This window comes from Streptomyces collinus Tu 365, from assembly GCF_000444875.1.
In the GTDB taxonomy this organism is placed as follows: Bacteria; Actinomycetota; Actinomycetes; order Streptomycetales; family Streptomycetaceae; genus Streptomyces; species Streptomyces collinus_A.
This window is the reverse complement of the sequence record NC_021985.1, coordinates 5163442-5175461: the sequence shown is the minus strand read 5'-3', so window position 1 is coordinate 5175461 and position 12020 is coordinate 5163442. Positions and strand designations below refer to the sequence as shown.

Genomic DNA, 12020 nt, shown 5'->3' with positions numbered 1-12020 from the left:
GTGGTCCGGCCTGAATCGACCTGACCTTCGAGCCCCGCCGGTCCGGCGGGGCTCGAGGTGTCTACAGCTTCTCCACCGGCGCGTACCGCAGCAGCAGCCGCTTCGGCTTGCCGTCCCCGAAGTCGATCGTCGCCTGGGCCTTGTCCTCCACGCCCGAGACCGCGACGACTGTGCCGAGCCCGAACTGGTCGTGGGTGACCCGGTCGCCGACGGCGAGGGACACGGCCGGCTTCTCGGCGGCCCGCCGGGTGGCGAACCCGGACGCGCCGGCCGCCGAGGAGCGGGACCGGGACGAGGAGAGCGAGGCCGCGATCCCGGAGACCGGCGCGGCGGACCGCGGCGCCGGAGCGCCCGTCCGCTTCCACTCCAGGTGGGCGGTCGGGATCTCCTCGAGGAAGCGGGAGGGCGGGTTGTACGAGGGCTGCCCCCAGGCGCTGCGCATCGCCGAACGCGTGAGGTAGAGCCGCTCACGGGCGCGCGTGATGCCGACGTAGGCCAGGCGCCGCTCCTCCTCCAGCTCCTTGGTCTGGCCGAGGGCGCGCATGTGCGGGAAGACGCCGTCCTCCATGCCGGTCAGGAAGACGACCGGGAACTCCAGCCCCTTGGCGGTGTGGAGGGTCATCAGGGTGATGACGCCGGCGCCGTCCTCCTCGTCCGGGATCTGGTCGGAGTCGGCGACCAGCGCGACCTGCTCCAGGAAGTCGGCCAGCGTGCCGGTCTCGCCCTCGCCGCGCTCCTGCTCGAACTCCAGGGCCACGGCCGCGAGTTCCTGGAGGTTCTCGATGCGGGTCTCGTCCTGCGGGTCGGTGGACGCCTGCAACTCGGCCAGGTAGCCGGTGCGTTCCAGTATCGCCTCCAGGACCGTGGCCGGTCCGGCGCCGGACTCCACGATCGTGCGGAGGTCCTCCATCAGCACGTTGAACCGCCTGACGGCGTTCGTCGACCGCGCGGCCATGCCGTACGCCTCGTCCACCCGCTTCAGCGCCTGCGGGAAGCTGATCTTCTCGCGCTGGGCGAGGGCGTCGATCATCGCCTCCGCGCGGTCGCCGATGCCCCGCTTGGGGACGTTGAGGATGCGGCGCAGCGGCACCGAGTCCTCGGGGTTGGCGAGGACCCGCAGGTAGGCCAGGACGTCGCGGACCTCCTTGCGCTCGTAGAAGCGCACACCGCCGACGACCTTGTAGGGCAGGCCGACACGGATGAAGACCTCTTCGAAGACACGGGACTGGGCGTTGGTGCGGTAGAAGACGGCGACGTCCCCGGCCTTCGCCTCGCCCGCGTCGGTGAGGCGGTCTATCTCGTCGGCGACGAACTGGGCCTCGTCGTGCTCGGTGTCCGCCACGTAGCCGGTGATCCGCGCGCCCTGGCCGGCGTTGGTCCACAGGTTCTTCGGACGGCGGGACTCGTTGCGCTCGATGACCGCGTTGGCCGCCGAGAGGATCGTCTGGGTGGAGCGGTAGTTCTGCTCCAGCAGGATCGTCGTGGCGTCCGGGTAGTCCTCCTCGAACTGGAGGATGTTGCGGATGGTCGCGCCGCGGAAGGCGTAGATCGACTGGTCCGCGTCACCGACCACGCAGAGTTCGGCGGGCGGCAGGTCGGCCTCGCCCGGCGGCACGTCCACCGGGTGCTCGGCGGTGCCGACGAGTTCGCGCACCAGCGCGTACTGGGCGTGGTTGGTGTCCTGGTACTCGTCGACCAGGACGTGCCGGAAGCGGCGGCGGTAGTGCTCGGCGACGTCCGGGAAGGCGCGCAGCAGGTTGACCGTCGTCATGATCAGGTCGTCGAAGTCGAGCGCGTTGGCCTCGCGCAGCCGCGACTGGTAGAGCGCGTAGGCCTGCGCGAGGGTCTTCTCGAAGCCGTCGGTGGCCTGGGCGGCGAAGTCCTCCTCGTCGATCAGCTCGTTCTTGAGGTTGCTGATCTTGGCGCTGAAGGACTTGGGCGGGAACCGCTTGGGGTCGAGGTCGAGGTCCCGGCAGACCAGGGCCATCAGGCGCTTGCTGTCGGCGGCGTCGTAGATCGAGAAGGACGAGGTGAAGCCCAGCCTCTTCGACTCGCGCCGCAGGATCCGCACGCACGCGCTGTGGAAGGTCATGACCCACATCGCGTTCGCGCGCGGGCCGACGAGCTGCTCCACGCGCTCCTTCATCTCGCCCGCGGCCTTGTTCGTGAAGGTGATCGCGAGGATCTGGCCGGGGTGCACGTGCCGCTCGGCGAGCAGGTGGGCGATGCGGTGGGTGAGCACCCGGGTCTTGCCCGAGCCCGCGCCGGCGACGATGAGCAGCGGTGAGCCGGCGTGGACGACGGCCGCGCGCTGGTTCTCGTTCAGCCCGTCGAGGAGGGCGGCCGCGTCGAGCGCGGGGCGGGGGGCTCCGTCGCGGTAGTGGGCGTCACGGTCCGGCGGCACGTCGAACTTCCCGCCGAACAGATCGTCCGGAACGGGCTCCGGCGCGTGATCGTCCTCGGGCGGCGGCGGGTGCTCCTCCTCGTGCCCGCGAGGGGCCTGGAGGTCCGCCAGGAAGCTGTCGTCAAAGAGGCTGCTCATCGCTCTACGAGTTTAGGGCGCCGCACCGACAACCGGATCCCGCCCCGGAAACCCGGCCCGCGCGGGGGCCGCAACCGGACACGGCGCACCGCGCCCGGCCGTCGCGCCGAGGACGCCGACATGGCCCTCACGCTGCGAGAGCGCCCTGTCACACCGGTGTGAAACCGGCGCCAGGTCACGGAAATGTATCGGACATAAGGCACACCAACCTTCACAGGAGTCACACGAGTTGGCTAAGTTGCCGTCAGGCCGCACGCACCCCTTCCGGCGAACGTCGCCGGGCGTCGCGGCCTCCGCCGAGTCCGGTACGCCTTCGCGCGGCCGGAGCCGGGGACCCACCGATCCTGGGGTGAATCGGCCGACTCCCGACCGGGACGACACCGTAGGGCAACCCTTCCGAACCACCCGCCCGAACCCGACAGCTAACCCGGTAGGCGGCACGTTGGAAGGAGTCGCCACCCTTGGCGTCGCACCGCAAGCCGCGACCCGGCGGAAGTGGACCGGGTCTGCGCACCCCCGCTCTCGCCACCGCAGCGCTCACCTCCGTGGCCGTCCTGTCCCAGACGGCCGAGGCGGCCCCCGCCGACGACGGCGGGCCGAGCGTGGAGGAGATCGAGAAGAAGATCGACGAGTTCTACCGGCGGGCCGAGTCCCCGGCCGAACCGTCCGTGGACACCCCGGAACGGACCGCACGGCAGCGGGGCCGCCTCGACTCCCTGCGCGGGAAGGTGGCGTTCGGCGACGGTCCGCAGGAGCCGGAGCACGACCGGCGCCCGCCGGACTACTTCGACCAGACCCGGCTGATGGACCGGCTGGCGTCGACGGTGAAGAAGCGGCGGGAGACCGCGAGGAGCACCGACACGGGCGCCGAGGCCCCGGACGCCCCGGCGCACGCCCCCGAGCACGCCCGAGCCGGCGTCCAGCGGCATGAGGCCGCCACGGCCGCCGTGTCGGCGTACGACCCGAAGACCGCCAAGGCCGCCGTCCAGCGCAAGCTCGCCGCCTCCCGTGAGCTGATGTCCCGGCTGACCGCTCCGCAGGACCCGGCCCCGGCGGCTCCGGACGCGGTCCCGAGTCCGCCCGGCGTGCGGGCGACCCGGGCCGATCTGGCGATCACCTTCGCCCGCGGCCAGATCGGCAAGCCGTACGTGAACGGGGCCAGCGGGCCCGGCTCCTACGACTGCGCCGGTCTCACCCGGGCCGCCTGGAAGGCCGCCGGCGTCACCCTGCCGCGCACCGCCCGTGCCCAGGCCGCCGTGGGCACGACGGTCCCGCTCGCCGACGCGCGCCCCGGTGACCTGGTCTTCTTCCGCGACGACCTGAGCCATGTGGGTCTGTGCACGGGGGACGGGACGATGATCCACGCGCCGGGGCCCGGCGCGTACGTCCGCGAGGAGTCCGTCCGCCACGTCGGCGACTCGGTCGTCCACAGCGTGGTCCGCCCCGCCTGACGCGCCGCCGCGCGTCCGGACACCCCGGACGCGCGGACGCACGGACGTCCTCTTTTTTACCTGTGGAACGACGACTGGTGTGAGTGGCGGTGGCCGGGATCAGGGCCCGGCGCTGAGCGCCGCGCCCCCGGCTCGGCGGGGACGCCTCACGTCCACAGCACGGCGATGAAGATGTTCGCCGTGGTCAGCAGGCCGACCAGGCCGAAGACGCGCTTGTCCACCTTCTCCTCGTCGCGCTGCACGTAGACCAGACTGAGGATGACGATCAGCAGGGCCAGCTTCACGCCGATCTTGACGGTGTTGACGTGGTGGCCGTCGGCCTCGTTGAGCCCGACCAGGGCCACACCGGTGACCAGCATGGTGAAGGCGCCGTGCAGCATCCCGGGGACGAAGCGGGCCGTGCCGCGGCCCATCGCCTTCATCTGGGTGAGGAAACCGCCGAGCAGCGCGGCGATGCCGATGATGTGCAGGCCGACGAGGAGATGGATGAGTACGTCCATGAGCCCGGAGCCTAATGAGGGGCCCTGGACCCGCCGTCACCGGGCCCGTGCGTGCCCACGGACGGATCTTGCATATATGCGCCCCATAGCACCACAGCGCTCCCTGATGTCCCGCAATCCGCGCATCGATCACCACGCTGCGTGAAGGCGTCGACTCTGGCCCGGAATTGCGGTCACTTACGGTCACGTTTCGATCCACCGACGCCAGTTCCGCACTCCGCGTTACCAACCCGTCACAGGCGGGCCTAGCGTCCTCCCCCAGGTGACCGGCACCCCACCGCCGCCCGGGCCAGGGGCGGCCGCCGGTCACCGCGCCGAGAAAGGCCCGGCGGTGGCCCGCTCCCCCTGTGCGGACCATCGCCGGTCGCCTCGATCGCCCAGACGCAGCAGTCCCACGAAAGGTCGTGACGGTCCAGGTGGCAGCGCACCGCAAGCCCCGACAGCGCTCGCTCGGCGGCAGCACCGCCCGTACGGCCGTCACCCTCGCCCTCGCGGGCGCGGCCACCGCCACGGTCTTCGACGGCACCGGCAGCGCGGCCCCGGAGCCGACCGTGGCGCAGGTGAAGGCCAAGGTGGACAAGCTGTACCAGCAGGCGGGGACCGCCACCGAGACCTACGACGGGGCCAGGGAGAAGGCCGGGGCGGCCCAGCGGCGGCTGAACGCGCTGCGGGACGAGACCGCGCGCAAGCAGCAGAAGCTCAACTCCGCCCGCGACGCGCTGGGGACCTTCGCCGCCGCGCAGTACCGCGAGGGCGGCATCGACCCCTCCTGGCAGCTCGCCCTGTCCAGCGACCCCGACCGGTACCTGGACGGCGCCGCGTTCGCCGAGCGGGCCGGCGAGCGGCGGGCCGGTGCGGTGGCCCGGGTTCGCGAGCAGCTGCGGGAGATCGAGCAGTTGCACGGAGCCGCCCGCGCCGAGCTGACGGACCTACGGTCGCGGCAGGCGGAACTGCGGCGGCAGAAGCGGACCATCACGGGCAAGCTGGCGCAGGCGCGCCGGCTGCTGGCACGGCTCACTCCGCGGGAGCGGGCGCGGGTCACCGGGGACGACGGTGCGCCGGGGCACGCCACCCGGTCCGCCCCGGACACCCGGCCGCCGCTGGACGAACCGGGATCGGCCCCCTCCGCCCCGGACTCCCGCGCCGCGGCGGCCGTCGCCTACGCCTACCAGAAGCTCGGCAGCCCGTACGTGTGGGGCGCGACCGGCCCGGACGCCTTCGACTGCTCCGGTCTCGCCCTGGCCGCCTACCGCTCGGCCGGGGTCTCGCTCCCCCGCACCACCTACGCCCAGATCAACGCCGGCCGGCGCGTCTCCCGGTCCGAACTGCGGCCGGGCGACCTGGTGTTCTTCTACTCCGGCATCAGCCACGTCGGCATCTACGTCGGCAACGGGCAGATGATCCACGCCCCGAACCCCTCGGCGCCGGTCCGTCTGGCCCCCATCGACCAGATGCCGTTCGCCGGGGCGACCCGGGTGGCGTGAGGCCGGCCGGGCCGACCGGTCCGGGGGTTCAGACCAGGCGGCGGGCGGTGGCCCAGCGGGTCAGCTCGTGCCGGTTGGACAGCTGGAGCTTGCGCAGGACCGCGGAGACGTGGGACTCGACCGTCTTCACCGAGATGAACAGCTGCTTGGCGATCTCCTTGTACGCGTAGCCGCGGGCGATCAGGCGCAGCACCTCCCGTTCGCGCTGGGTGAGGCGGTCCAGGTCCTCGTCGACCGGCGGGGCGTCCGTGGAGGCGAAGGCGTCCAGGACGAACCCGGCCAGGCGCGGCGAGAAGACCGCGTCGCCCTCCTGCACCCGGAAGATGGAGTCGATCAGGTCGGTGCCCGTGATGGTCTTGGTGACATAGCCGCGGGCGCCGCCGCGGATCACCCCGATCACGTCCTCGGCGGCGTCCGACACGGACAGCGCGAGGAAGCGGACGGGCGCCTCGGCGGCCGACAGCAACGCCGCGCACCGGCGCAGCACTTCGACCCCGCCGCCGCCCGGCAGGTGGACGTCGAGGAGGACCACCTCGGGCCGGGTCGCCGTGATGACCGTGACCGCCTGGTCGACGTCCGCGGCCTCGCCGACGACCTCCACACCGGTCTGGGCGGTCTGCCCGATCTCGGCCTGGACGCCGGTGCGGAACATCCGGTGGTCGTCCACGAGCACCACGCGCACGTGCCGCTCCCCCGCGCCGGCCCCGGCCCGCTCCGCCGCCCCCGTCGTACCGTTCGCCTCGGTCGCGTCGCTCATGACGTCCTCTCCGCCCTCTCCATCTCCAGCTCGACCTCCGTGCCGCCGTCCGGCACCGCCCGCAGCCGGGCCGTGCCGCCGTTGCGTTCCATACGGCCGATGATCGATTCTCTGACGCCCATGCGGTCGGCGGGTATCGAGTCGAGATCGAAGCCCGGGCCGCGGTCGCGGACGGACACGAAGACCGTCTTCCCCTCGACCTCGGCGTAGACCTGCACGGCGCCGCCCTCGCCACCGTACTTGGCGGCGTTCACCATCGCCTCGCGCGCGGCCTGCATCTGTGCGGCGGTCCTCTCGTCGAGCGGGCAGTCGCCGACCACGACCACCTCGATGGGCACGCCGTGCTTGTCCTCGACCTCGGCCGCGTTGCGCCGCACCGCCTCGGCGACCGTGTCCGGCTCGTCGGCCTCGTCCTTGCCGGTGCCCTCCGGCTTGTACAGCCAGGTGCGCAGGTCCCGTTCCTGGGCACGGGCCAGGCGGCGCACCTCGCCCGCGTTGTCGGCGTTGCGCTGGATCAGGGTGAGGGTGTGCAGCACGGAGTCGTGGACGTGGGCGGCGACCTCGGCACGCTCCTGGGCGCGGATGCGCATGAGGCGTTCCTCGGACAGGTCCTGGGTCATGCGGACGAGGTAGGGACCGGCGAGCAGCGTGATGCCGACCAGGACGGCGAGCGCGGCCTGGAGGACCGCGCCGAGGTGGGCGGCCGAGCCCTGCATGACGAAGATGGCCGAGACACCGGCGGTGACCAGCAGGACGCCGACGCCCGCGCGTAGCAGGGTGAGGGTGCGCCGCCGGCTGCCCACCTCGACCCAGCGGGCCCGGCGGGCGTTGTCCGCCTGGCGCCAGACGAGGGCGACACCCGCCGCGACGAGGACGGCGGGCAGCAGGTACGCCTTGGCGCCGCCGGTCAGGTTGACGCTGCCCACGAACACCATGGACACGATGACCATGAGGAGCAGCGCGACGATCTGGCCCTTGTCGGGCTTGCGGGCGACCAGTCTGCGGCGGCCGTCCGGCGAGGTCTCGGTGCCGACCAGGGACTGCGGCCGCTGGTCGCCGACGCCGCCGACGCCGAGCGGCACGAAGAACCAGAACGCGGCGTACAGCAGCGCTCCGAGCCCGTCGGCCATGAACAGGCCGACGAAGGCGAGCCGGACCCAGACCACGGGCAGCCCGAGATGGCCCGCGAGTCCCCGCGCCACTCCGCCGAGCCAGCGGCCGTCGCTGCTGCGGTAGAGCTTGCGCGGGGGCCGCGGGTCGTCGAGGGGCAGGCTTGCGGCTTCCGGCATGCCAACGATGGTCACACGCGCAGGTGTACGGAGCATCAGGGTCGGCCCCCTAGAGGCCCCTGATCTTCGGGCGAGGCACCGGAATCGGCCCGCGACCGGCACCCGACGGCCCTGAGCCGCGCCCCGAACACCTCCCCGTGCCGTCTCGGGGCGGATCTCAGGGTTCGCCCAGGGTCATCCCGGCTCCCGCCGCGGCGGACGGCCCGTCACCATGGACGCATGACGGATCACGAGCACGCCGCGACGGGTCCGGGACCCGGCACCGGCCCGCGCCCGGCTCCGGGCACCGGGCCGACGGATGCCGAGCCCGCCGCGACGGGACGGGGACGACGGACGGAGGGGACCGGAGGCAGGGAAAGGACCGAGGGGGCGGAGGGGCCCGAGGGCACGGGGCCGGAGCAGGGCGCCGACGGACCGCCCCACCGCTTTCGGCGCGACCGCGGGCACAAGACGATCGCGGGCGTGTGCGCCGGACTCGGGCGCCAGACGGACATGGACCCGGTGATCTTCCGCATCACCCTGGCCGTGCTGGCCGCGACGGGCGGCATCGGCCTGATCTTCTACGGCTTCGCCTGGCTCCTCGTTCCGTTCGACGAGGAGGAGGAGAACGAGGTCCGCAAGCTGCTGACCGGTCGGGTGGACGGCCAGGCGCTGGCCGCCGTGCTGTTCGCCCTGGTCGGCTGCGGGATCTTCCTGACCATGCTGAAGAACGGCGGGGTGCTGACCTTCGCGGTGGTGCTCTCCCTGCTGCTGGCCGGCGCCGGGTACTGGTCGCGGCGGCGCGACGCGGCCGACCCCGACCCGCTCGCCGCCCAGGCCGCCGCCGACGCCCCGCCGGAGGCCCAGGCGCCGCCGGTCGCCACCGCCTACCCGTCCTGGTGGCGGGACCCGATCGTCAAGGACGGCACGCACGTCGGCGGCACCGGCTATCTGTGGGGCCCGCCGGAGGCCCGTGCCCACGACCCCGCCTCGGCGGTCGACGTCGGCGTCACCATGCCCTGGACCCACCACGGCTCCGTGCAGCCGACGCGCACCGCGCCGGTGGCACCGCGCGGACCGCGCTGGATCGGCGGCTGGGTCTTCCTGCTGGCCCTGCTCGCCGGGGGGCTCGGCACCGGCCTGACCTGGGACACGCACCCGCTGGGCACCAGTCTGCAGACCGGCCTGGCGTGTGCGCTCGCGGTCTTCGGCCTGGGCATCGCGCTCAGCGCCTTCCTCGGGCGGACGGGGGCGGGATCGGTGTTCCTGGCGCTCGTCACGGCGGCGCTGCTCGCGGGGGTGACGGCCCTGCCCGGGGACATCACGACCCACTGGCACCGGACGTCGTGGCGGCCGGCCACGGTCGCGGACGTGCGCCCCGCCTACGACCTCGGCACCGGCGAGGGCACCCTGGACCTCTCCGGCCTGAAGCTGGCGAAGCGACAGAGGGTCGGCACGGACGCCCACGTGGGCGCGGGCCGGCTGAAGGTGATCGTGCCTGCGGACACGGCCGTGCGGATGAGCATCGACGTGGGGGTGGGCGACATCCGCCTGCCCGGTGACGACAGGAAGGACGTGGACGTGCGGCCGGGCAGACACACCGAGACGACGCTGAGCCCGGTCAAGGGCGACGGCAAGGACGCGGGCACGCTGGACCTGGACCTCCAGGTCGCCGTCGGGAACGTGGTGGTGACCCGTGCTGCGTCATGAGTTCCGGCCCGGCAGGCTGGTCGTCGGTCTCTCCCTCACCGCCGCGGGCGCGGTCTTCGCCGGTGACGCGGCGGGGTGGTGGCGGACCCCGTGGTTCGTCATGATCCCGCTGGTCGCGGGCGGCCTGGTCCTGGGTGGTGTCACGTCGGCCGTGGCCCGGGGCATGCGCAGCCGGCGCGGGAGCGAGGGTCAGTAGCGCCGGCCGCGTTGTCGCCGCGCGCGCAGGAGCGCGTCCACCGAGAGGTAGGGCGCCCCGGCGAGGACGAGGGGCAGCCAGGCCATCAGGAAGGCGAGGTCGTTGCCGTAGTAGTAGGGCGTCGTGGCCCAGCTGACGGTGAGCCACAGGCTGAGGGAGATCAGCGCTCCGCCGAGGGCGGCCAGCCGGCCGAACAGCCCGAGCAGGGTGCCGAGGCCCACGGCCAGCTCGCCGAGGGCGATGGCGTAGCCGAAACCGACCGGGTTCTTCAGGGCCAGGTCGATCAGGGCGGGGACGGCCGAGGCGGCGCGGGCCGAACGCATGGTCTCGCCGATCGAGCCGGCGCCGCCGGCTTTCAGGAAGGCGCTGTCGGTGAGCTTGTTCAGGCCCGCATAGACGAAGGTGACCCCGAGGAAGACACGGAGTGGAAGGAGGGCGTATCGGGTGGCGGTGTCCCGCAGACCGCCGCCGCCGTTCAGACGTGCCGTCTCCGTGTCCGTCCGAATGCCGTGAGTCATCGCTGCAGCCGCCTCTCGCCCGCCGTGCGGAGCCCTTGTTCGACGATACGCACGCCGGGCGCGCCGGGTTCAATCCTCCCGCGGGTCCTTTTCCCGGTCTCGGGCCCAGGGCGAGACCGCCGTCGCGCCTCCCCCGCCGCCCCGCCGCCCGGCCCCCCGGCCGCCCGGCCGTCCCTCAGTCGGTCACCTCGACGACGCACCGGTTGGTCGCCACCCCGGCCGCGGTCACCACCTGCACCTCCACCGAACCGGGCTCGACCTCGACCGGTACCGGCACGGTCAGGACGGTGTCCGTGGGGTTGCGGAAGCCGCCGGCGACGGGGACCAGCGGGACGTGCACGTCGACCGCGCCGATGCGCACGACCATCCGGGAGAGCCGGTCGGCGCCGCGGGCGCCGGGCGGGACGAAGCCCGCGCCGCGGATCTCGATGTCGTCGCCGGTGCGGATCGGCCCGTCCAGGTCGCCGGGCTCACGGGCCCTGACCACGGAAAGGATCACGGGGCGGCCGCCCTCGGCGTACTTCCCGGCGAGGTAGGTCGCCGCCGAGATCAGCACGACGACCGCGAGCCCCCAGGGCAGGTCGGGCAGCCGGTCGGGGCGGCGGGCCAGCCGTACGGCGGCGAACAGCACGGCGACGGCGCTGATGACGACGTACTGGAGGTCGGCGAAGGCGCCCCGGCCGGAGTCGTCGGTCAGCAGGTCGGCGGCGCGCGGCCGGTGGGCAGGCACCTTCTGCAGCCGCAGCCCGAGGACGCGCAGGCCCACCACCCTGCGGACCAGCACGGCGATGCCGCACACCACGGCGAGGACGGTCACCACGCCCGCCCCGCGCGAAAGGTCGAGCCCGGCGAGCAGCGCGTCGCGCTCGGCGGGGTCGGAGGCGACGGCCAGCCGGCCGGCCAGCAGCAGGACCGCGTAGGCGACGAGCAGGACCCAGGCCGCCGCCACCGCGCGCGAGGTGGACATCCGGTTGTCCTCACCGATCACCGGGGCCAGTGCCCCGCCGCGCGCCCGGTGGAACCAGGAGGCGGCGGTCAGTGCTCCCGCGACGACGAGCGCGGCGAGCAGGGCGGCGGTGCGGGCGCCGGTCCAGCCGGCGCCGACCGCGGTGAGCGACTCGGCGAGCAGCAGGGCGAGGACCGCGCCCCAGACCGTGCAGGCCGTGCGCACCCACAGCCGGGACAGCCACGCCTCGCCCTCGGCCCGGCCCCGTTCCGCGACGGCCTCCGCCCGCTGGGTCAGTTCCTCGGAGACCCACTGGCGGGAGGCGGACGCCGAGTGCGCCACGGCCGTCGGCAGGCCCTGCCCGGCCGCGAACTCGTCCCGTGCGCGCAGGAACGCGGCGACGGCCCGCCGATGCCCCTCCCGGGCCCCGTGCGGGCAGTCGCCGCAGGTGCAGCCGCCCCCGTGGGCTCCGTCTGCGGCCGTCGCCGCGCCCTGTCTCGCCTCCTGCACCGCCACGTCCGACGCCTGCCTTCCCCAATGCCCGAGACACGGCCGGCGGCCCGTACGCGGGCCGCTCCGCCGCCGTGCAACTCCCCTGTGCCGACAGCGAATTGTGCCCTACGCAAGGCTGCCGGGGGCCGCCGGGCG

10 protein-coding genes and 1 riboswitch are annotated in these 12020 nt (G+C 73.6%); of the genes, 4 read left to right on the top strand and 6 right to left on the bottom strand.

All coding sequences use genetic code 11. The annotated features are described in order from the left end of the window. Nucleotides 1–61 precede the first annotated feature (61 nt). Complete coding sequence (gene pcrA / locus B446_RS22640) at nt 62–2542, bottom strand: DNA helicase PcrA (RefSeq protein WP_020941748.1); 2481 nt, start codon at nt 2540–2542, stop codon at nt 62–64. A gap of 284 nt (nt 2543–2826) precedes the next feature. After that, nucleotides 2827–2996: riboswitch (cyclic di-AMP (ydaO/yuaA leader) on the top strand. A gap of 7 nt (nt 2997–3003) precedes the next feature. On the opposite strand from pcrA, the gene B446_RS22635 reads away from it, so the two are divergent. Further along, nucleotides 3004–3993 carry a C40 family peptidase gene (locus B446_RS22635; RefSeq protein WP_020941747.1) on the top strand — a complete coding sequence of 330 codons (990 nt, stop codon included), beginning with the start codon at nt 3004–3006 and terminating at the stop codon, nt 3991–3993. Nucleotides 3994–4139: 146 nt separating this feature from the next. On the opposite strand, the gene B446_RS22630 is transcribed toward B446_RS22635, so the two are convergent. Further along, on the bottom strand, nt 4140–4493 hold the full coding sequence (locus tag B446_RS22630) for a hypothetical protein (protein ID WP_020941746.1): 354 nt from the start codon (nt 4491–4493) through the stop codon (nt 4140–4142). 416 nt (nt 4494–4909) lie between these two features. Between B446_RS22630 and B446_RS22625 the strand changes: the two genes are divergently transcribed. Further along, complete coding sequence (locus B446_RS22625) at nt 4910–5977, top strand: C40 family peptidase (protein WP_193384486.1); 1068 nt, start codon at nt 4910–4912, stop codon at nt 5975–5977. Between the two features lie 28 nt (nt 5978–6005). On the opposite strand, the gene B446_RS22620 is transcribed toward B446_RS22625, so the two are convergent. Together B446_RS22620 and B446_RS22615 are read right to left on the bottom strand one after the other, a co-directional pair. Further along, the gene (locus B446_RS22620) at nt 6006–6734 is read right to left on the bottom strand and encodes a LuxR C-terminal-related transcriptional regulator (protein ID WP_020941744.1); all 729 of its coding nucleotides are present in this window, start codon (nt 6732–6734) and stop codon (nt 6006–6008) included. Further along, complete coding sequence (locus tag B446_RS22615; RefSeq protein WP_020941743.1) at nt 6731–8023, bottom strand: ATP-binding protein; 1293 nt, start codon at nt 8021–8023, stop codon at nt 6731–6733. Before B446_RS22615 ends, B446_RS22620 begins: the two co-directional genes overlap by 4 nt. Before the next feature lie 219 nt (nt 8024–8242). Between B446_RS22615 and B446_RS22610 the strand changes: the two genes are divergently transcribed. Both B446_RS22610 and B446_RS22605 read left to right on the top strand, forming a co-directional pair. Next, entirely contained in the window at nt 8243–9712 is a 1470-nt protein-coding gene (locus B446_RS22610) for a PspC domain-containing protein (protein ID WP_043476258.1), read from the top strand. Next, a complete protein-coding gene (locus B446_RS22605) occupies nt 9699–9908 on the top strand; it encodes a hypothetical protein (protein WP_020941741.1) in 210 nt (69 codons plus the stop codon). Before B446_RS22610 ends, B446_RS22605 begins: the two co-directional genes overlap by 14 nt. Here the strand turns inward: B446_RS22605 and B446_RS22600 are convergent. Both B446_RS22600 and B446_RS22595 read right to left on the bottom strand, forming a co-directional pair. Next, complete coding sequence (locus B446_RS22600; RefSeq protein ID WP_020941740.1) at nt 9902–10426, bottom strand: TQO small subunit DoxD; 525 nt, start codon at nt 10424–10426, stop codon at nt 9902–9904. The two genes, B446_RS22605 and B446_RS22600, sit on opposite strands and share 7 nt — an antisense overlap. 175 nt (nt 10427–10601) lie before the next feature. Then, complete coding sequence (locus B446_RS22595; RefSeq protein ID WP_020941739.1) at nt 10602–11888, bottom strand: hypothetical protein; 1287 nt, start codon at nt 11886–11888, stop codon at nt 10602–10604. Nucleotides 11889–12020 lie beyond the last annotated feature (132 nt).

Coding starts and splice junctions, on each gene's coding strand:
- B446_RS22620 (WP_020941744.1), bottom strand. CDS start 6,734: ATGAGCGACGCGACCGAGGCGAACGGTACGACGGGGGCGGCGGAGCGG.
- pcrA (WP_020941748.1), bottom strand. CDS start 2,542: ATGAGCAGCCTCTTTGACGACAGCTTCCTGGCGGACCTCCAGGCCCCT.
- B446_RS22600 (WP_020941740.1), bottom strand. CDS start 10,426: ATGACTCACGGCATTCGGACGGACACGGAGACGGCACGTCTGAACGGC.
- B446_RS22615 (WP_020941743.1), bottom strand. CDS start 8,023: ATGCCGGAAGCCGCAAGCCTGCCCCTCGACGACCCGCGGCCCCCGCGC.
- B446_RS22630 (WP_020941746.1), bottom strand. CDS start 4,493: ATGGACGTACTCATCCATCTCCTCGTCGGCCTGCACATCATCGGCATC.
- B446_RS22610 (WP_043476258.1), top strand. CDS start 8,243: ATGACGGATCACGAGCACGCCGCGACGGGTCCGGGACCCGGCACCGGC.